The following is a 19,850-nucleotide window of genomic DNA, read 5'->3' on the forward strand; positions in this document are numbered from 1 at the left end:
GCAAGGGCGTCAGCGCATCGACGACCGGGCGGTGGGACGCAGGCGGAAGCGCACCGGCGGGGCGGTCAGGCGGCCGTCGAGCAGGGAGAGGTCCGCCTCGCGCTCGTCCTCGGGCCGGGCGAAGCGGGTGAACCACACGAACACGTTCTCCCCGGTCCGGACGGGCAGGCGGGGAAAGGTGTTCTCGGCGTGCTCGCTCTCCAGGCAGCCGACCGGCGGCGTCCCGGCCTCGGCCAGCGCGGGCGCGACCTGCCGGGCGAAGAAGTCGGCGAAGCCCTCCTCGACGTGGCAGATCGTCGCGACGTAGAGCGCGGCGGGCGGTTCGGCTGCGACCGAGGCCGGCCGGTCCCAGGACGGAAGCGGCGGCCCGGACGGGTGGAGCAGGAGCACGTCGTCCGAGTCGATCATTGTGGCGTTGGCGGCGTCGCGGTGGGCCGCCCAGACCGGGCCGCCGTAGAAGCCCTCCAGCGCCGCCCGGCGGGCCTTCATGTCGGGGAAGGCGCGCAGCCAGGTGAAGGTGTCGGGGGCGTCGAGGTCGCGGAAGGTGCCGGCGACGCGCATGCCGAGCGCCTCCTGCGGCTCGACGAACTCGCGCTCGAACAGCGTGACCAGCGTGTCGCGCCGCCCGGGGTGCAGGGTGTAGCGCCGCAGTTCGTAGATCATGGCCGGACCGTAGGGCCGGGTCACTGCCATCTCATGTCAGGGTGGGCCACGAACAATGTTCTGATCACTCTTAGCTACCGTGTGGCAACGCAGAGTTATATAGTCGCATTGACCTTGATCCGAATGAGTCACAGAAGGTCAAAAAAGGGGGCGGTGGCTGCCCAGGGCCCTGGTGCCCCGCCGCTTCCCAAGGGGTCCTCACCGGTAAGGAGCAGAAGTGATCAAAAGGCTGAGCGCCGCGGGTGCCGTCCTGGCCGCGGCCGCCGGCGTCGCCATGGCGGCCGTTCCCGCCCACGCTGACACCTGGTCCGACAACTGGAGCAGCAACAGCGACTCGTCGCAGGCCGGCAACAACTTCGGCGACGTCTCCGCGGCCATCCACGGTGGCTGGGACTCGACCAACGTCAACAACATCAACGGCATCGCGTCCACCGCCACTGACGGCGGCGTCGCGGTGACCTACATCTTCCACTGACGTCCGTACAGCTCTGAAGGAAGGGACATCGACATGATGAAGAAGCTCTGCGTGACCACCGGCGCCGTCGCCGCGGCCGCCGCCCTGACGCTCCTGTCCTCCCCGGCCTACGCCGACATCACCTCGGGCAACTCCAGCTCCAACCACGACACCTCGCAGTCGGGCAACAACTTCGGCAACGTCGTGAACGTGAACGTGAGCGGCACCGACGCCACGAGCGTCAACAACGTCAACGGCAACGCCACGACCGCCACCGACGCCAGCCACGCCGGCTCCAGCGTCGACTCCTAGCCGGACCCGGGGGCGTCCTCCGGCGCGGAGAGGGCGCTCCCGTACGGGCCGGGTCGAGATGACCCGGCCCGCCCCCACTACCATCCGTGGATGACGAAATGCGCATATGTCACCTTTGACGACCGAACCGGCCAGGACGACGAGCGTGACCTCGCGCTCTCCCACTGGCAGGCCCACGGCATCGAGGCCCGTGCCGAACGCTGGGACGACCCCGAAGCCGACTGGAGCGCCTACGACGCCGTCGTCGTGCGATCGGTCTGGGACTACATCGACCGGCGCGAGGAGTTCCTGGCCTGGGCCCGCCGGGTGGAGTCCGTCACCCGGCTGCTCAACCCGGCCGCCGTCCTGGAGAGCAACACCGACAAGACCTATCTGAGAGACCTGGGCGTGCCGACCGTGCCCACCCACTGGTCCGCCGACGACCTGCCCGACTGGCCGGAGTACGTCGTCAAGCCGGCGATCTCCGCCGGGGCCCGCGACACGACCAGGACCACCGACCGGGGCAAGGCCGCTGAGCTGGCCGCCGCCCTCCAGGCCGCGGGGCGGCAGCCGATGGTCCAGCCCTACCTCGACATGGTGGAGTCGGAGGGCGAGACCTCCCTGCTGTACTTCAACGGCCGCCTCAGCCACGCCGTCCGGCGCCATCCGATGCTGGCGGCGGGCGCGACCTTCGACCACAACGCGCGGGCCGAGCTCCGCACCCCGGCCCCGGACCAGGTCGACCTGGCCGAGAAGGTGCTCGCAGCCATTCCCCACGCCCTTCTCTACGCCAGGATCGACCTGGTCCGGCTGTCCGACGGCACGCCGGTGGTCATCGAGCTGGAGCTGACCGAGCCGTACCTGTTCCTGCGTTACGCGCCGGACGCCGCGGCGAACCTCGCCCGGGCCCTGGCCGAGCTGGTCTGATCAGCAGGAGATCCCGCCGTCCACCGGGATGACCGTGCCCGTCAGGTACGCCCCCGCCCGCGAGGACAGGAAGATGGCCGCGCCCGCCATGTCGTCGGGCCGGCCGATCCGTCCCAGGGGGATGTTCGAGGCGATGGCGGCGCGGGTGGCGGGATCGTCCAGGGCGAAGGCCATCATCTTGGAGTCGAACGGCCCGGGGGCGATGGCGTTGACCGTGATGTGGTCCTTGGCCAGCTGCCTGGCCAGGTGGCGGGTCAGCATGTGCACGGCCGCCTTGGTGGAGGAGTAGGCGTAGCTCTCCAGGGCGGGCACCCGGATGCCGTCGATCGAGCCCACGTTGATCACCCGGGCCGGGTCGTCCGCGCCGGCCGCCTCCCGCAGGTGCGGCAGGAACTTCTGGGTCAGGTAGAACACGCCCTTGACGTTGATGTCCCAGAGCTTGTCGAAGGCGTGCTCCGGATACTCCTCCAGGGGCGCGCCCCAGGTCGCGCCGGCGTTGTTGACCAGCACGTGCAGCGGGCCGCCCACCGCCGTGACCAGCGTGTCCACCCCTTCGGGCGTGGACAGGTCGGCCTGGACGGCCGTGCACCCCAGCTCCGTGGCCGTCTTCTCGACCTCGGCCGACTTGCGCGCCGATATGACGACGGTCGCGCCCGCCTCCACGAACCCGGCGGCGATCATGCGGCCGATGCCGCGCGAACCACCGGTGACGACGACCGTCTTGCCTTCCACCGAGAACAGAGTCATGTTCCGGAAGCATGCCATACCGACCGGTCGGTTACTAGCTGCCCGCGTCCTTCACCCAGAGTCGCAGCAGCCCGCGGAAGTGCTCGGTGAACCGCTCACGCTCGCCCGCCGGGTACGTGGCCGCCACCGTGTCCACCAGCAACCGGTCGAACTCCGGCCCGGCCACCCAGTCCAGGACGACCTCATCGAGGTGCCCCAGATGGGTACGGCAGAACTCCTCGTACCGGTCCACCTCGAAGTACCGGTCGGCCAGCTTCCGGTACTGGGCCAGCCGTTCCCCGTAGTCGCCGGTGACCTCGAAGTAGTCGTGCGTCTCCAGGTCGATGCGCGGGCGGCGGCGGGTGGCCACGCAGAACACGCTCCACTTCACCAGCGCCTTGATCGCCCAGGGGAAGTAGTAGTGGAGGCTGGTCAGGGCCACGTCGGGGCAGGCGTTGGCGTAGTCGATCGGGTGCACGTCCGTGCCCTTGACCAGGGTCTCGCAGGAGTTGAACTCCCAGCGGAAGAACGCGTTCACCAGCCGCCCGACGGTGACGACCTCCTCGCCCACCGACGGCGAGAGGAACTCGTGGTCCACGGCGTAGCGGTCGTGCATCGGCTCGTCCGGGCGGAAGCGCATGACCATGGTCTCCGCGCCGATCGACAGCGACCTGGCGAAGGCGTCGTACCCCTCGACGGACTGCTGGAGGTGCATGAGCATCTCGCCGCTCTGGTCGTAGGCGCGGTGCAGCTCGTCGCGGTCGCGCACGCGGGAGACGCCCCGCCAGGCCCCGCCGTCGTACGGCTTCATGAACAGCGGGTAGCCGATGCGCTCGGCGACCGCGTCGAGGTCGAAGGACCGGTTGTAGCGCTCGGCGGTGTAGGCGTAACGGGCGTTGTCCAGCGGGTTCTTGTACGGCACCAGCACCGTCTCCGGCACCTTGAGGCCCAGCCGCATCATCGCGCAGTAGGCCGCGTGCTTCTCCATCGACTGGAACGTGAACGGGCTGTTCAGCAGATAGACGTCGTCCATCATGGCGATCTTCTTCAGCCACTCGCGCGGGTGGTAGTACCAGTACGCCAGCCGGTCGATCACCAGCTCGTGGCGTGGCTTGGCGCGCAGGTCGAACGGCTCGATCGTGATGCGCTCGACGTCGAACTCGCCCACCCCCTTGATCGGCCCCAGCCGGCGTAACACGGTCTCGAACGCCGCCGGCCAGTCCTCCTCGGTCCCCAGCAGCAGCCCAATGAGATGACGCACGATGCTCCTCCGCGGTCGCCGCGAGGGCTCACACGCCGGGCAGGCGACCGTTCCTGAACAGGTCGACGAACCGTTGATGGTCTTCCCGAGCCTGTGCCCCATAACGGTGAGCGAAATCCACCAACATGCCGATGAATCCGGATTGATCGCCGTCGATGACCCTGACGATCGCCTCCTCCGTCGAGAAGTCCACCAGGTCGTGGCTGGACTCGTCGTCGGCCACCGAGTGCATGCGGGCCACCGCCCGTCCCAGGTCGCGCATGATGGAACGCAGCTCGTCCGGCTCGTTGACGTCGTCCCAGTCGAGGTCGGCCGAGTACGGCGACACCTCGGCCACGAGCTGGCCCACCCCGCCGAGCGAGGCGTACCCGAGCCACGGGTCGGCGTAGGCCTGCAGCGCCCGCTGCGACTCCGCCGTGCGGTGGCCCTGGTGCAGGAAGTAGGAGGCCGCCTTCTCGTTGTCGACGTACCGGGCCACGGCCGGCGCCTGGGCCTGCTTCATGTAGAGGATGACGTCGTTCTCCAGCGCCTGCGAGCGCCCCTCCAGCAGCAGGTTGTACGACGGCAGCCCCGCCGACCCGATCCCGACGCCCTTGCGCAGCGCCACGTCCTTGACGACGTGCTCGACCGGGTTGGACGGCGTCGGCAGCGTCGCCAGGTAGCCCTCGAACGCCGCCAGCACCTGCTCCCGGGTCGCGGCGTCGACCGGCTCCCGGCCGTCCATGAGGGCGAAGCGCCGGTCGTAGTCGTCGATCACGGTCTCGACGTCCAGCATCGCCACCCGCGTGCTGAGCCGCGCCGTCTGGAGCACCCTGTGCAGCACGCCGCCGGTGGTCTCCAGGGTGAGCGAGCCGATGGCGTCGTCGCCGCCGGTCGCGATGCCGTGCAGCTCCGTCAGGTACGCCCGCCCGAACTCGCCCACCAGCGTGCTGATCGTCTCGTCCGACAGTGCCTTGGCGTAGCCGATCAGCGCCACGCTGGCGGCGAAGCGCTTGAGGTCCCAGACGTAGGGGCCGACGTAGGCCTCGTCGAAGTCGTTGACGTTGAAGACCAGCACCCCGGAGGCGTTCATGTACGTGCCGAAGTTCTCGGCGTGCAGGTCGCCGTGGATCCAGACCCGGCCGGTGGGCTCGTCGACGTAGGAGCCGTCGGCGAAGTCGCCGGTCAGGTCGGCGTAGAACAGGCCGGCGCTGCCCCGGTAGAACGCGAAGGGGGAGGCCGCCATCTTGCGGAACTTGCGCCGGAAGGCGGCCGGGTCCCGTTTGATCGACTCGCCGAACTCGCTGATCAGGACGTCGAGCAGGAAGGAGGAGCGTGTGCCCATGACACGGACGGTAGTCCGCCGCCTCCCCGCCGCCTACCCCGAATTCTCCCTGACAGGGCCAGCTCAGGGATGTTGCGAGGAGACCGAGACGGTCTCGCCCGTCATGTACGAGGAGTAGTCGCTGGCCAGGAAGACGATCACGTTGGCCACCTCCCACGGCTCGGCCGACCGCCCGAACGCCTCCTTGGCGGCCAGCTCGGCCAGCAGTTCCTCGCTCGTCACCTTCGCCAGGAAGGGGTGCACGGCCAGTGACGGCGCCACCGCGTTCACCCGGACGCCGTGCTCGGCGACCTCCAGCGCGACGCACCTCGTCAGCGCCATCACCCCGGCCTTGGCCGCCGCGTAGTGCGCCTGCCCGCGCTGCGCCCGCCAGCCGACCACCGAGGCGTTGTTCACGATCACGCCGGAGCCCTGGCCGATCATGTGCCGGACCGCCGCCCTGGTGCAGCGCATGGTGCCGTTGAGGGTGACGTCGACGACCGCGTGCCACTGCTCGTCGGTCATCTCGGCCAGCGGGGCCGTACCGCCGAGACCGGCGTTGTTGATCACCACGTCGAGCCGGCCGTGCGCCTCCACCACCGCGTCGAACAGCGCCAGCACCTGCGGCTCCGACGTCACGTCGCACGGGACCGCCAGCGGCTTGACGCCGGTCAGCTCGGTCAGCGACTCGGCGGCGGCGGACAGGCGGCGCTCGTGCCGGTCGGAGATGACGATCGTCGCCCCCTCCTCGGCGCAGCGCCTGGCGGTGGCGTAGCCGATACCCGCGCCCGCGGCGGCGGTCACCAGCGTGACCTTGCCGTCGAGCAGGCCGTGCGACTTCGGATAGGGCGGTGCCATCCGTGCTCCAATCAGCGGGGGAGTCCGAGAGTGCGCTCGGCGATGATGTTCCGCTGGATCTCACTCGACCCGGCATAGATCGTGTCCGCCCGGCTGAACAAATACAAGCGTTGCAGGTCGTTCAGCCCGTCCTGCGCCACGAGCCCGGCCTTCCCCTGAACCTCCTGGGCCAGCTCGCCCAGCCGGCGATGCCACTCCGACCAGTAGAGCTTGGCGATCGACACCTCCGGGCCCGGGTCCGGGCGCAGCATGCGCAGGGCGTTCATCCGCATGATCTCCAGCTCCAGCCACGACCGGACCAGCCGGTCGCGCAGCACCGGATCGTCGGCCGCCCCCGTCCGCCGGGCGGTCGCGATCACCTCGGCCAGCTCCCGCCGGAACCCGATCTGCTGGCCCAGCGTGGACGCCCCGCGCTCGTGGCCCAGCGTGGCCATGGCCACCCGCCAGCCCTCGCCCGGCGCCCCGAGCACGTTCCCCGCCGCCGTGCGCGCGCCGTCGAAGAACACCTCGTTGAACTCGGAGGTGCCGGTGAGCTGCCTGATCGGACGTACGGTGACGCCCGGCCGTCCCATCGGCACCAGCAGGTACGACAGCCCGCTATGCCGCTGCGAGCCCTCCTCGGTACGGCACAGGACGAAGCACCAGTCGGCGACGTGGGCCAGCGACGTCCACACCTTCTGCCCGGAGACGACCCACTCGTCTCCTTCGAGCCGCGCCCTGGTCTGGACGTTCGCCAGATCGGAACCGGCCTCGGGCTCGGAGTAACCCTGGCACCACAGCTCCTCGCCGCGCTGGATCGGCGGGAGGAACCGGTCCTTCTGCTCGTCGGTGCCGAACTCCAGGATGGTCGGGCCGATCAGCCCCTCGCCGATCAGGCCGACCCGGGCAGGAGCGTCGGCCCTGGCGTACTCCTCGTAGAACGCGACCTGGTCGTCGAGGGAGGCGGCGCGGCCGCCGTACCGCTCGGGCCAGCTCAGGCAGGTCCAGCCAGCCTCGCCGAGCCGGCGCTCCCAGGCCAGGCGCAGCTCGTGCCCCTCGTGCTCCCTGCCGGGGCCGCCGAGGCCGCGGACGTGCGCGAACTCGCCGGACAGGCTCTTCTCCAGCCAGGCGCGGGCCTCCTCACGAAGGCTCAACAAATCCTCCGTAGCCGCCCTGGAAGAAGACCAGCGGGCCGCCGTCGGCGTGCGTGTCGAGCTGCAGCACCCGGGCCACCACGATCATGTGGTCGCCCGCCGGGTGCTCGGCCTCGATCACACAGTCGATCCAGGCCAGCGCGCCTTCGAGCACCGGGTTGCCGCCGGGGGAGCCGGTCCAGGCCAGGCCGGCGAACTTGTCGCCGCCCTTGGCCGCCATCTGCGCGCAGACCGGCTGCTGGTGCTCGGCCAGCACGTTCACGGTGACGACCTTCGCGCCGCGTACCCGGGGCCAGCTCGTGCTGGTGTGGGCGACGCAGAAGGCCACCAGCGGGGGGTCGAGCGAGACCGAGGTGAAGGAGTTGGCCGCCAGGCCGCAGGGCTGGTCGTCCGCAGGGTCGAGGGCGGTGATCGCCACCACGCCGGTCGCGAACCTGCCGAGGACCTGCCGGAACCGGCGGCTGTCGGGGTGGCCGTTCCCGCTGTGCTGTGAAGGGCCGGGCGGCATGGCGGCTCCGTTGCGAGTCCTGCTGCGCTGGTGGGGCGTCGGAAGGCCGCGACAGCCGTCCGGCGCGATGAGCCGGGCAGCGTGTGTGCTCATGGGTCCGCCTCCTCGTGACCGACTGCGCCCATTCTACATACCAAGCGCTTGCTTGGACACTAAGCCCACCCCACCCCGCTGTCAACCCACCCCACCCGCCGCCCACGCAGGCCCGCCGCCCGCCCGTGCCGGTGGCGCCGCAGGTCCCCGCGCCGCTCCGCCGGTGCTTGGACGGTTCTCGGCGGCTTCTGGTGAGAGGTTCCGGGCCCGACTCCGGCGCCGGGTCGGTGGGGTGGGGGACGGTGCGGGTCGGCGCAAGGTGTACGGCGAGGGTCGTTCGTTCGCCCGTCGGCTTGCGTGTTCCGGTGTGCCGTCCCCTTGAGGGAGGCGTCCCTGGGGCTGCGGGGTGGTGGTTGACATGGGGAAAGGGGGGGGCATAGCGTGGCCGATGTGCCCAAGCGCTTGCTTGAATTTCGGGATGTGACCGCCGTAGCGGGAGTCGGCTACACCCCCTTCACCAAGAACTCGGGCGTCAGCACCCTCACCCTCGCCTGCCGCGCGATCCTCGCCGCCCTCGACGACGCCGGCCTCCCCCCGGACGCCGTGGACGGCCTGGCCACCCACCGCGTCGGCGACTCGGCCCCGCCCTCCCTGGTGGCCCCCGCGCTCGGCCTGCCCGATCTCGCCTGGCACCTCGACCAGTTCGGCGGCGGCAGCGTCTCGCACGCCGTCGTCGGCCAGGCCGCCCTGGCCGTGGCCACGGGCATGGCCGAGACCGTCGTCTGCTACCGCGCCGTCAACGCCCGGTCCGAGTTCCGCATGGGCGGCACCGGACGCGGCCTCCCGGCGAGCCCCGAGGTCCAGTACCAGGCCCCGTACGGCTACTTCGCCCCGCCGCAGCAGTACGCCATGTACGCCCGCGCCCACATGCTCCGGTACGGCACCAGACCCGAGCACTTCGGCCGGCTGGCCGTCACCCAGCGCGCCAACGCGGTCAAGAACCCGCGGGCGCTCATGCGTACCCCCATCACGCTGGAGGACTACCTGGCCAGCAGGTGGATCGCCGAGCCGTTCCGCCTCCTGGACTGCTGCCTGGAGACCGACGGCGCCTGCGCGGTCGTCGTCACCACGGCCGAACGCGCCCGCGACCTGCGCCGCCACCCCGTCCTGATCTCGGCGGCGGCCTGGGGTGGCGGCACGTCCCACCTGTCGGGTACGGGCCCGGCCGACCCCACGGTGACCGCGGCCGCCACCCTGGCCCCCCGCCTGTACGCGCAGGCCGGTCTCGGCCCCGGCGACGTGGACGTGGCCGAGATCTACGACTGTTTCACGTACTCGGTGATCGTCCAGCTGGAGGACTACGGCTTCTGCGGCAAGGGCGAGGGCGGCCCGTACGTGGAGTCGGGGGCCACGGCCCTGGACGGCGAGCTGCCCGTGAACACCCACGGAGGCTTCCTGTCGGAGGGGTACGTGCACGGCGTCAACCACATCGCCGAGGCGGTCGCCCAGCTCCGGGGCGAGGCGGGCGACCGGCAGGTGCCCGGCGCCGAAGTGGCGCTCTCGACGGCCCAGCCCGGCTACATCCTGCCGGCCACCTCCGCACTGATCCTCAGGAGGTCGTGACCCATGGCCCACGGTCCTCGTCCCGAGCCCGACCGCGACTCCGCCGAGTGGTGGGAGCGCCTGGCGCGGGAGGGGTTCGCGGTTCAGCGCTGCGACGGTTGCGGGACCGCGCGCTTCCCGGCGCGGGCCTTCTGCCCGTCCTGCCGGGGCGAGGCGTGGCGGTGGGACCCGGTGCCGGCCGAGGGCGTGGTCGAGAGCTGGATCGTCAACCGGCGGCCCTTCATGCCGGGCGCGGCGGAGCCGTACGTCGTGGTGATGGTCCGGCTGGACGCGGTCCCCGGCTGCCTGGTGCACGGGAACTGGCGCGGCGCCGCTCCCGAGCCGGAGCCCGGCCAGCGCGTACGAGGGGTCCGCACGCGGATCGACGACCGGCTGACCCTGCTCGACTGGGAGCCCCTGAGCGGGGATCTGGATGCCCATTCGCCCGAGCGCACATCCTCCCGCTGATCGACCTCGGTCCGGAGTTTCGATTGGTACCGGAAATTCCCACCAGTCCCACCATTGCGAAGGTGCCCCCAGGTTGGCCCTCAAGGGTTGATGATGAAGCGGAGGCGTCAAACATGGAGGCGACCCGGACTTGGCGGCGTACGTGTGCGGTAGCGACTCGGCGACAGCCGTGACCCCGAGGTCACGACCGCTGACTCCTGCCGCCGGCCCGGGCCTGAGCCGGGTGGCGCGCAGCCCTCCGGACACGGGGGCGGTACGGCGGCGCAAGAGGGTCCCTCGGAGGAAGGCGCGTCCTGGCGGGCGTGGGGGACCCGCCAGGACGCGCTTCCTGCCCCGTGAGCGGCGACGCCAGGACTCCGGCGAGGGATGGAGTCCTAGGCCGTGAGTTCGCGCACGGAGTCGGTGGGGGTGTGCGAAGGCACGTGCCGCCGGCGACGAGCGGTGATGCGTCGAGCTGAGCCGATCGGGTCATCCATGGGGTGCGTGACGGGGGCGCCACCCTCCTCGTTCCAGACAAAGGATCCGTCTATGCGCCACACGGTCGGTTCGGTCGACACCGAGAGCGCGGACATTCCCATTTCCTTGCTCTGACATCTGTGGGGGAACCCGGCGGGTCGCAACGCGTAACGCAGTAAACGAGTTGCTTCACGAGGGTTCTGCCAGGGCAGGAACGGCGTGTCCGAGTGAACCGGCAACACTTGGCCTCCACCCCCTCACCGGCCTTTAGATGGATTTGTACCAACGAATGGATGATGGGCCGGTCGAGGGGCTTCGGTCAAGGGGTTGTGGCCTGCTAGAACCAGATCGTCTAAATTGTTGGAACAAAAGGGGTGAAAGTGGCAAGGTCGGTGCTGTATCAGCAGGTGGCGGCGGAATTGCGTCGAGCCATCTACTCGGGTGTCCTCGGCCCCGGGGCGCAGCTGCCGACCGAGGCACAGCTCATGGAAGACCACGGGGTGAGCAGGAACACCGTCAGGCTGGCCCTCGGAGAGCTCGTCAACGAGGGACTGGTCACGCGTACGCCGCGGCGCGGCACGGTGGTCCGGGACCGCAGGCCGTTGCTCATCTACCCGCAGCGCGAGCTGGAGCCGCAGCCCACCGGAGAACTGAAGGAGGCCTTCGCCTACGCCGTTGCGCAGGAAGGCCGGGCGCCCAGCCAGTACATTGAAGTGCTGACGGTTTCTCCCGTCGAGGAGATCGCCAGCAGGCTGGAGCTGGCGGATGGGGAGTTGGCGGTCGTGCGCCGCCGTCTGCGGTTCGTCGACGGCCAGCCGTACAACACCAACGACTCCTACTTTCCCCGTGATCTGGTCGCCGATTCCGAGATCGCCAGGCCCGGAGACATCGCACGAGGGGCGAACAGGGTCCTGGAAGAACTGGGCCATGCGCAGATACGCGTCGTCGACGACATCTGGGCCCGCATGCCCAACCAGGAGGAGGCCGAGCGCCTCCAACTCGAACTCGGCACACCAGTCATGGTGTACGTCCGGGTCGGGTACGACGGGGCCGACATACCCGTGCGTGTCGCTGTGTCGGTGCTGCCCGCCGACAAACATCTGATCAGATACGAGCTCGATCGTCGCCGCTGACGGGCTCGGTTGAAGGGGTGATCCCGCCGGCCGGGCGCAGCGAGAAAGCCGCCTCGCTGGCCTAGGGGAGTCGTGCATACTCCCCTAAATCGCCATTTATCCATATATATCGGGTTGAGGACCCGTTTCGCCCCTGCGCGACATCGCGCCATCACGCTCTGTGTCGGCATGGGCACCCTACGCATCGAAGGGCTGTATTATGCACACAAACACCCTCCTTCACCCCCTCGCACTCCGGCGCGCGGAGCCCGCGGACCTTCCCGGCGTACTCAGGCTCCTCGCGGACACCGCCGAGTGGCTTTACACGAAGGGAGTGCGGCAGTGGCCGCGGCAGGGATTCGGCCCCGAGCGGATCGAGCCGCTCATCGAGGAGCGGACCCTGTACCTGCTCGACGACGAACTCCGCTATCTCGACCTCGACGGGCAGACCCCGCCCGTGGCCACCATCGCCCTCGACGACCACGCCGACCCGGAGTTCTGGACCCCCGCCGACGCTCCGGGGGCCGCGCTCTACGTCCACAAGCTGGCCGTGGCGCGGCCGTGGTCCGGCAGCGGGCTCGGTGACGCGCTCCTCGACTGGGCCTGCTCCTCGGCCCGTTCCGCCGGGCTGCCCTGGCTCCGGCTCGACTGCGCCAAGGCCAACCCGCGGCTCCAGGAGTACTACCGCAGGCGCGGTTTCCGGCACGTCCGCACGGTGGACCTGCCGCACCGCTCGTCCGGGGCCCTGTTCCAGCGGGCGTCGCGGGACCTGTCCACGACGGCCTTCCGTGACCTGACGGTCGCGGAGCTGATCAGCGCCTAGCGACCCCTCTGGCCGGATCCGGTCCGGTGGGGGGCCGGGTCCGGCCGGCGGTCGCGCCGCCCAGCCGGTCGTGTGGGTCCAAGATCATACCGCAAGGGCCCCAATGGGCACGTGCGTTTCCGGCGCAAGTGGACAGAGCACCATATAACCTCTCCTCCATGACCGGTTCCCTCCTTGAGGTGATCGCGCTGAACGTGCGCGACGCCGTGGCCGCCGAGCAGGGCGGCGCCGACCGCCTGGAGGTCGTCGCCGACATGGCGGCCGACGGGCTCACCCCAGCACCGGAGACGGTCGCCGCGATCTCCGCGGAATGCCCCCTGCCCCAGATGGTGATGCTCCGCTGCGAGGCCGGCTTCCTCGCCGACCCCGACGTCCTGGACCGGCTGCGCCGCGACGCCAAGGCGCTCGCGCAGGCGGGCGCGGCCGGGTTCGTGTTCGGTTTCCTGGACGGCGCGGGCGTGGTCGATCTGGCGGCCACCGAGGCGCTCATCCACGCCGTCTCGCCGCTCCCGTGGACCTTCCACCGCGCGGTGGACCACGCCGCCGACGTGCAGGCGTCCTGGCGGGCCGTGCGGCTGCTGCCCAACCTGGCGACCGTGCTCACCTCCGGCTCCCCCCACGGGGTCGGCGCGGGGCTGCCGACGCTGAGGTCCAGGGCCGAGGCCGGCGACGGGTCGATCATCCTGGCCGGCGGCGGCCTCAAGCCCGCCCACGTGCCCGACCTGCTGGACTACGGCATCCGCGCCTTCCACGTGGGCTCGGCCGTACGGGCGAGCTGGACGGACCCGGTCGAGTGGCGGCTGGTCCGGCAGTGGCGCTCCCTGGTCGAGCGCGACTGAGCCCTCAGGTTCGGATGGACAGGGCCGCGTCGGCGCGGCGCAGGGCGGCGGCCAGCGCCTTGACGGTGGCGGGCTCGTCCATGACGCCGCCCCCGGACGCCCGCCCCTCCTCCCAGGCCCGTACGCGCTCCCGGTAGGAGTCGTAACGGGCCAGGTGGAAGGCGTAGACGGTGGCGAACCTGCTCACGAGCTGGGCCGGGTGCATGTCCCAGCCCTGATGGAAGCCGTGGGCCAGCGAGTGGCCGACCAGCCGGGCGTGCCGTCCCCACAGGGCGTGGACGTCCTCGGCCCGGTCGGAGGCGGGCGCGGCGGCCAGCGAACCGTCGGACAGCTCGACGCCCGTGCCCGCGAACGCCGTCTGCATCACGTGCCTGGCGTGGTCGCAGGCCGGATGGTCGAGCCGCTGCTCGTGCGGCGGCAGGCCGAGGGCGGCGGTGTAGTCGAACACGCCGAAGTGCGCCGCGGCCAGCCGCCCGCCGAGCGACCCGGGCAGCTCGGCGCGCAGGAAGGGCAGCGTCTGCGGGGCCTCCACCTGCATCTCGAAGCGCAGCCCGGACAGGCCGAGGCGCGCCTCCAGCCGGTCCAGGACGCCCGCGAACTGCCCGAGGTACTCCTCCATGAGCACCTTCGGGAACGTCACCGTGAACCCCGCGGGAAGCTCGCCGGCCCGCTCCAGCACCCCGGTCAGGAAGCCGCCGAGCGTGCGCACCGACCTCGCCGGGTCGCCGTCGGCGAACGACTTCACCCGCAGCCCCCACCGGCGCGGCAGCGTGCCGCCGGCGTGCAGGTCGGCCACGGCCCGCGCGGCCCGCTCGGCGTGCCCGTCCTCCTCCTCGTGCGGGCGCACGCCGTAGCCGTCCTCGAAGTCGATCCGCAGGTCCTCGACCGGCTCGCGGGCCAGCTTGCCGAGCACCCGGTCGCGCACGTCGGGGGCGAACGCCTCCAGATGGGCCTTGGCCAGCGAGAACGCCTGCTCCCCCCACTCGGCGACGGTCGAGGCGGAGAAACGGTCGGCGGGCACGTAGACCGTGTGGACCGGCTGCCAGCCCGGCTCGGCCATGGGGAAGCGGGCCTGCTGGACCGCGTGGACCTCGGCGAAACCGGGCACGGGCTCATCGTTCACGTACGGGCTCATTCCGGGTGGGCGCAGGCGCGGAGCATGGTGTCGACGCCGACCAGTTTGACGCGTTCGCCCCGGCCGAGCGACCTGGCCAGCTCGCCCTCGGCCCGTTCGATGGCCAGCCAGTCGTCGTAGGTCACCGGCCGCACGCCGCGCTCGGCCAGCAGCGACTCGACCGACGGCCGCGACCCCCGCGCGCCGCCCTCCAGGGACTCGCCCTCCAGATCGGCCAGCAGCGTGCGGACCGTCTCGGCGGCGTCGGACTTGTTGGTGCCGATGACGCCGGTCGGACCGCGCTTGAGCCAGCCCGCCACGTACTCGCGCGGGCGCACCCGGCCGGCCTCGTTGGGCACGGTCATCGTCCGCTCGGAGAAGGGCACGCCGGGCAGCGGGACGCTCTGGTAGCCGACCGAGCGCAGGACCATGCCGACGGGCAGCGTCTCGTACTCGCCGGTGCCGACGACGCGGCCCTCCTCCGACAGGCGGGTGCGCTCCAGCCGGAGCCCCTCGACCCGGTCGGCCCCCAGGATCTCCACAGGACGCAGCCAGAAGCGCACGTCGAGGCGGCGCGGACGGCCCACGGGCTCGCGGCCGGCCCACGACTGCAGGACGTTGATGTTGCCCTGGACCTGGCGCGGGAAGTCGGCGCCGAGCACGGCCGCCTCGTCCGGGCGCACGCACACGTCGGCGTTGGTCAGCTCGCCCAGCTCGCGCAGCTCCTTCAGGGTGAACTTGGCGTGCTCGGGCCCCCGCCTGCCGACCATGTGGATCGCCTTGACCTGGCTCTGGCTCAGCCGGTCGAGGACGTCGTGCGGCACGTCGGTGTGCCGCAGCTCCTCGGCGGTCTTGGCCAGCACCCGGACGACGTCGACGGCCACGTTGCCGACCCCGATCACCGCGACCTCGGAGCTGTCGAGGGTGAACCGGCCGGGATCGACGTCGGGGTGGCCGCAGTACCAGTTGACGAAGTCGGTGGCCGCCACGCTCCCCGGCAGGTCCTCGCCGGGGATGTCGAGCCGCCGGTCGACCATCGCGCCCGTGCAGTAGACGACCGCGTCGTAGACGCCGAGCAGGTCCTCGACGGAGACGTGGCGGCCCAGGGTGACGCCGCCGAGGAAGCGCACCTGGGGCAGCTCCAGCACCCTGCGCAGGTAGTTCGCGATCGACTTGATCGACGTGTGGTCGGGCGCCACGCCGTACCTGACCAGCCCGTACGGCGTGGGCAGCCGTTCGAGCACGTCGACCCGGACAGCCTCGCCCGACTGTTTGACCAGCGCCTCAGCCGTGTAGATCCCGGCGGGGCCCGACCCGATGACCGCCACGTGCAACGCCACGCTGCCTCCTCATGCCGGTGAAGGTGCGACGCGGAGGACGCGTCCCTAGAGGTGCAACCGGCCCGTGTGCTCGATGTATCCCCGGTCGGCCGCGCGGATGAACCCGTCTCCCGTCAATGCCGTCCTCTTCGGATTCTCGCCCACGCGGCCGCTCATGGCAGCCCCTGAAACGCCGGTGGTCCGGAGACGGCCCGGGAACGCAGGGCGAGCTTGTCGACCTTGCCGTTGACGTTGACGGGCAGCGCGTCCACCACCTCGACGCGCTTGGGCACCTTGTAGTTGGACATGTTGGCCTTCGCCCAGTCCAGCAGCGCGACGGCGGTGACGCGGGCGTCCGGCCGGGGCACCACGTACGCCACGCCGGCCTCGCCGGAGACCGCGTCGGGCACGCCGACCACGGCGGCCTGGGCCAGCGAGCCCTCCCGCAGCAGGAGCGCCTCGACCTCGGCGGGGGAGACGTTGAACCCGTTGACGATGTAGAGCTCCTTCTTCCTGTCCACGATGGCGAGGTTGCCGGCCTCGTCCAGCACGCCGATGTCGCCGGTGTGCAGCCAGCCGTCGGCGTCGATCACCTCGGCGGTCCTGGCGGGCTCGTCCCAGTAGCCGCGCATGACGCCGTAGCCGCGTTGCAGGATCTCGCCGCGCGTGCCGGGCGCGACCTGCTCGCCGTCGTCGTCCACGATCTTGATCTCGATGCCCGGTACGGCCCTGCCGGTGGTGTTCGCGACCACGTCGATGGGGTCACCGGCCCGCGTCATGGACACGACCGTGCCCTCCATCAGCCCGTACGCGTTGATCATCCGTTCCAGGCCGACCCGCTCGGCCAGCCGGGTGATCAGCGTGGCGGGCACGGACGCGGCCCCGCAGATGGCCACGCGTAACGAGGAGACGTCCCGGTCGGCGCGCTCCAGCTCGTCCAGGATCCGGGCGAACAGAGTGGGCGGCCCGGCCAGGATCGTCACCCTCTCGTCGGAGATCAGCGACATCAGGGCGTCCGGCGAGAAGGACGGGATCGGCAACATCGTGGCCCGGCGCAGCACGCAGGCGACGAGCCCGGCGTTCAGCCCGAACCCGTGGTTGAACGGCGCGATCACCGGATAGCGGTCGTGCTCGTCCAGCGTGACGATCTCCGCCCAGTCCCAGTAGCCGCGCAGGACCTGGGCGTGGTCGAGCATCACCCCCTTGGGCGTGCCCGTGGTGCCGGACGTGGACATGATCTCGCACAGGTCGCCGGGCCCGACCCCGAGCGCCCGCTCCTCGGCCACCCGCCCGCTCACCCCGCCCGCGTCCAGGTCGCCCGCCGCGCGGACGGTCACCGGACCGTCCAGGGGCGGCAGCAGGCCGGCGAGCGGCGGATCGCCGACGATCAGCACCTTCACCCTGGTACGGGCGATCAGCCCCGCCGCCTCGATGCCCTTGTACCGCGACGACAACGGCACGAGGACGGCCCCCGCGTCCCAGACGCCGAACGCGTGCCGCACCCAGGACGCCGAGTTCGAGCCCCAGATCGCCACCCGGTCGCCGGGCCCGACGCCGAGGGCGATCAGGCCGCGGGCCACCTCGGCGGCTCCCGCCCTGAGCTCCGACAGCGTGACCCGGGCGCCGCCCTCGACGACCACGACGTCGTCGGGATGGCGTTCGGCCTGGTCGCGCAGCATGCGGGGGAGCGTCCCCCAGTCGGGCATCGATGCCATCGGCTACTCCGTCGCGCTAGCTGAGGAGGGCTCTGTCCCGTCCGAGATGGTGGCCGCGCCGGTCGTCCACAGTGCCGGGCACAGGGGTCTCCTGGACGTCCTGGGCGATCCGCACGTCGACGGAGATCGGGGTCAGGGCCCGTACGGCCTGCTCGATCCTCGACCGCCACATGGGGTTCCTGATCAGGCTCTCCCGGCCGAACGACACGGTCAGGGCGGCGGCGTCCAGGGTGCCCTGACGTTCGACCGACAACTCCCAGCCGGTCACGCCGTCGATCTTCGACAATGCCTTCTCGATCCGGGGCAACGCCAGCCACACGCCCCTGACCAGCACGTGCTCGCCGACCGTGTGCGCGGGCGCGGGCAGCTCGGAGCCGTCGGCCCTGGCCACCAGCCCGGTCCTGAGCACGGCGTCGCCCAGCGTCGGGTGCCCGGACGGCGTGACGACCAGCTCGGCCAGCGCGGCCTCCTGACCGGCCCGGTCGTCCTTGGTCAGCGAGGCCAGGCCCAGCACGCCGTCCGCGAGCGGGGTGAGCGGGGCGTCCTCGGCGGTCCTGAACGCGAGCGCGCCGCCGCTGAACGGGCTGGCCAGCACCTCCGTGACCGCGCAGCCGAACTCGCCCGCCAGGTGTCCCATCGTGCGCTTGGAGGCGATCTCGCCGGTCAGGACGATGTGTTCCAGCCCGAGGTCGAGCGGGTCGAGGAGGAACTCCAGATGCAGGCGGGCCAGCAGGTCCATCGCGCCCGTCGGCGTGCTGACCAGCGTGGTCGCGCCGAGCGCGGTCAGCGCGTGGTGCAGGCGCAGGCGGCCGCGCGGCCCGACCGCGGCGGCGGCCCGCGCGACGTCCGCGGCGGCGGCGGCCCACAGCGCGCCCGCCGGTTCGGCCAGCGCCACCACGACCCGGTCACGCCCGCCGACGCCGGCCGCGCGCAGCGCCGCCCCGGTGAGCCCGGTCGCGGCGGCCTCCTGCGGGCCGGCCGGGAACACGCTGGACAGGTCGGGCGCCACGAGCAGCAGCCCTTCGGCGGAGCGTCCGGTCGCGGCGAGGTCGTCGCGGGTCAGCCAGCGGGCGGCCGTCAACGGGCCACCTCGTTCATGAACAGCGTCATCGACTCGCACACCCTCTCGTGGGCCAGCCCGCCGACCTGCGCCTGGATGATCAGGTCCGTGGCGCCCGCCTCGGCGATCCTGGCCAGGGCCTTGCGCGAGCCCTCCACGTCGTCCACCACGACCATGAGGTGCTCGCGCAGCGTGGCCATGGCCTCCTCGGGCGGCATCCCGGCGGCGAGCTGGCCCAGCACGCGGTGGGTGGCGTGCCGGGCGTCGTAGTAGTCGGGCGGGGTGACCAGGTTGACCTGGCGGCGGATGTACCACAGGACGGCGTCGGCGGCGGTGGCGGTGGCCTCGTCCCGGGTGGGGGCGGCGAACCAGGGGATCATCAGGGCGATCCGGCGGGAGTCGGGGTCGAAGCCGCTCTCGGCCAGGCACTCCCGATATTTCGCGATGTCGGCGGCGACGTCGTCGATGCCCTTGAGCATCGTCATGCCCAGCAGGTTGTAGCCGTGGCGGGCGGCGGCCAGGTAGCCCTCCAGCGAGGTGGAGGCCACCCACACGGGCGGGTGCGGCTCCTGGACCGGACGCGGGTAGACGGCCACGTCGGGGATCTCGAAGAACTCGTTCGACCTGCTGACCGGCTCGCCGTCGGCCCGCCAGATGGCCAGGGTGGCCTCCAGCGAGTCCTCCCAGATTTGCCGCGACTTCTCGAACGGCTTCTGGAAGGCCTGGTACTCCAGGGGCGAGGCGCCGCGTCCCGTGCCGAACTCGACCCGGCCGCCGCTCAGCACGTCGAGGGTGGCGACCCGCTCGGCGGTGCGGATGGGGGACTGGAACGGCAGCAGCACCACGCCGAGCCCCAGGTGGATGCGCTCGGTGCGCTGGGAGATGGCCGCCAGGACCAGGTCGGGGGCGGAGGAGTGGGAGAAGCCCCTGGTGAAGTGGTGCTCGACGAACCAGGCCGTGTCGAACCCGAGCCGATCGCCGAGGACGACCTGCTCGATCACGTTCTGGAACGCCTGTTGCTCGACCTCGCGGGTGCGGCCGCGGACCTCCAGTTCGTACCCCAGGCTGATCCGTAGGGACGTCATCGCGCCTCCGGCGAAAGTAGTGAACCAAGCGCTCGCTTGGTAGAGACTATCAGGGCCGAAGTCTTGCGGGAAGGGCGCGCCGCCGATCAGAGTGGTTGCT

Annotated in this window: 20 protein-coding genes; 8 read left to right on the forward strand and 12 right to left on the reverse strand. The window is 71.3% G+C overall.

Annotation, left to right across the window (positions count from 1 at the left end):
• Positions 1-9: 9 nt before the first annotated feature.
• Complete coding sequence (locus tag AB0J97_RS28775) at positions 10-663, reverse strand: NIPSNAP family protein (RefSeq protein WP_364093999.1); 654 nt, start codon at positions 661-663, stop codon at positions 10-12.
• A 217-nt stretch (positions 664-880) separates the two neighbouring features.
• On the opposite strand from AB0J97_RS28775, the gene AB0J97_RS28780 reads away from it, so the two are divergent.
• From AB0J97_RS28780 to AB0J97_RS28790, 3 genes are all read left to right on the forward strand, one after another.
• Positions 881-1,138, forward strand: a complete 258-nt coding sequence (locus tag AB0J97_RS28780; RefSeq protein WP_364094002.1) for a hypothetical protein — start codon at positions 881-883, stop codon at positions 1,136-1,138.
• A 33-nt stretch (positions 1,139-1,171) separates the two neighbouring features.
• The gene (locus AB0J97_RS28785; protein WP_357694464.1) at positions 1,172-1,429 is read left to right on the forward strand and encodes a hypothetical protein; all 258 of its coding nucleotides are present in this window, start codon (positions 1,172-1,174) and stop codon (positions 1,427-1,429) included.
• Positions 1,430-1,519: 90 nt separating this feature from the next.
• Positions 1,520-2,335: a hypothetical protein gene (locus AB0J97_RS28790; RefSeq protein WP_364094006.1), complete on the forward strand. Its 816-nt coding sequence runs from the start codon at positions 1,520-1,522 to the stop codon at positions 2,333-2,335.
• Here the strand turns inward: AB0J97_RS28790 and AB0J97_RS28795 are convergent, their stop codons facing one another.
• From AB0J97_RS28795 to AB0J97_RS28820, 6 genes are all read right to left on the reverse strand, one after another.
• On the reverse strand, positions 2,336-3,082 hold the full coding sequence (locus AB0J97_RS28795) for an SDR family oxidoreductase (protein WP_357694460.1): 747 nt from the start codon (positions 3,080-3,082) through the stop codon (positions 2,336-2,338).
• Positions 3,083-3,116: 34 nt separating this feature from the next.
• Positions 3,117-4,322: a hypothetical protein gene (locus AB0J97_RS28800; RefSeq protein WP_357694459.1), complete on the reverse strand. Its 1,206-nt coding sequence runs from the start codon at positions 4,320-4,322 to the stop codon at positions 3,117-3,119.
• A 28-nt stretch (positions 4,323-4,350) separates the two neighbouring features.
• Positions 4,351-5,646: a DUF2252 domain-containing protein gene (locus tag AB0J97_RS28805; protein ID WP_364094011.1), complete on the reverse strand. Its 1,296-nt coding sequence runs from the start codon at positions 5,644-5,646 to the stop codon at positions 4,351-4,353.
• 63 nt (positions 5,647-5,709) lie between these two features.
• Positions 5,710-6,483: an SDR family oxidoreductase gene (locus AB0J97_RS28810; protein ID WP_357694455.1), complete on the reverse strand. Its 774-nt coding sequence runs from the start codon at positions 6,481-6,483 to the stop codon at positions 5,710-5,712.
• A gap of 11 nt (positions 6,484-6,494) precedes the next feature.
• On the reverse strand, positions 6,495-7,616 hold the full coding sequence (locus tag AB0J97_RS28815) for an acyl-CoA dehydrogenase family protein (RefSeq protein ID WP_364094017.1): 1,122 nt from the start codon (positions 7,614-7,616) through the stop codon (positions 6,495-6,497).
• Positions 7,603-8,124, reverse strand: a complete 522-nt coding sequence (locus AB0J97_RS28820) for a flavin reductase family protein (protein ID WP_357694671.1) — start codon at positions 8,122-8,124, stop codon at positions 7,603-7,605. The genes AB0J97_RS28815 and AB0J97_RS28820 overlap by 14 nt, the downstream gene beginning before the upstream one ends.
• A 495-nt stretch (positions 8,125-8,619) precedes the next feature.
• Here AB0J97_RS28820 and AB0J97_RS28825 point away from each other — a divergent pair, with 495 nt between their 5' ends.
• The 5 genes from AB0J97_RS28825 to AB0J97_RS28845 all read left to right on the forward strand — a co-directional run bounded on the left by AB0J97_RS28825 (position 8,620) and on the right by AB0J97_RS28845 (position 13,457).
• Positions 8,620-9,780, forward strand: a complete 1,161-nt coding sequence (locus tag AB0J97_RS28825) for an acetyl-CoA acetyltransferase (protein WP_357694669.1) — start codon at positions 8,620-8,622, stop codon at positions 9,778-9,780.
• 3 nt (positions 9,781-9,783) lie between these two features.
• Positions 9,784-10,227: an OB-fold domain-containing protein gene (locus AB0J97_RS28830; protein WP_364094019.1), complete on the forward strand. Its 444-nt coding sequence runs from the start codon at positions 9,784-9,786 to the stop codon at positions 10,225-10,227.
• Positions 10,228-11,063: 836 nt separating this feature from the next.
• A complete protein-coding gene (locus AB0J97_RS28835) occupies positions 11,064-11,816 on the forward strand; it encodes a GntR family transcriptional regulator (RefSeq protein ID WP_357694449.1) in 753 nt (250 codons plus the stop codon).
• Positions 11,817-12,129: 313 nt separating this feature from the next.
• On the forward strand, positions 12,130-12,618 hold the full coding sequence (locus AB0J97_RS28840; RefSeq protein WP_357694447.1) for a GNAT family N-acetyltransferase: 489 nt from the start codon (positions 12,130-12,132) through the stop codon (positions 12,616-12,618).
• 158 nt (positions 12,619-12,776) lie between these two features.
• Entirely contained in the window at positions 12,777-13,457 is a 681-nt protein-coding gene (locus tag AB0J97_RS28845) for a copper homeostasis protein CutC (RefSeq protein WP_364094023.1), read from the forward strand.
• Between the two features lie 4 nt (positions 13,458-13,461).
• Here the strand turns inward: AB0J97_RS28845 and AB0J97_RS28850 are convergent, their stop codons facing one another.
• From AB0J97_RS28850 to AB0J97_RS28870, 5 genes are all read right to left on the reverse strand, one after another.
• Positions 13,462-14,580 (reverse strand): aldolase, encoded by a 1,119-nt coding sequence (locus AB0J97_RS28850; RefSeq protein WP_364094026.1) that lies wholly within the window; start codon positions 14,578-14,580, stop codon positions 13,462-13,464.
• A gap of 8 nt (positions 14,581-14,588) precedes the next feature.
• Positions 14,589-15,911 (reverse strand): FAD-dependent oxidoreductase, encoded by a 1,323-nt coding sequence (locus tag AB0J97_RS28855; protein ID WP_364094029.1) that lies wholly within the window; start codon positions 15,909-15,911, stop codon positions 14,589-14,591.
• Positions 15,912-16,063: 152 nt separating this feature from the next.
• Positions 16,064-17,605 (reverse strand): AMP-binding protein, encoded by a 1,542-nt coding sequence (locus AB0J97_RS28860; protein ID WP_364094032.1) that lies wholly within the window; start codon positions 17,603-17,605, stop codon positions 16,064-16,066.
• Between the two features lie 16 nt (positions 17,606-17,621).
• Complete coding sequence (locus AB0J97_RS28865) at positions 17,622-18,686, reverse strand: hypothetical protein (protein WP_364094036.1); 1,065 nt, start codon at positions 18,684-18,686, stop codon at positions 17,622-17,624.
• On the reverse strand, positions 18,683-19,750 hold the full coding sequence (locus AB0J97_RS28870; protein ID WP_364094040.1) for an LLM class flavin-dependent oxidoreductase: 1,068 nt from the start codon (positions 19,748-19,750) through the stop codon (positions 18,683-18,685). Before AB0J97_RS28870 ends, AB0J97_RS28865 begins: the two co-directional genes overlap by 4 nt.
• Positions 19,751-19,850 lie beyond the last annotated feature (100 nt).

Source organism: Nonomuraea sp. NPDC049607 (assembly GCF_040675375.1).
Lineage (GTDB): Bacteria > Actinomycetota > Actinomycetes > Streptosporangiales > Streptosporangiaceae > Nonomuraea.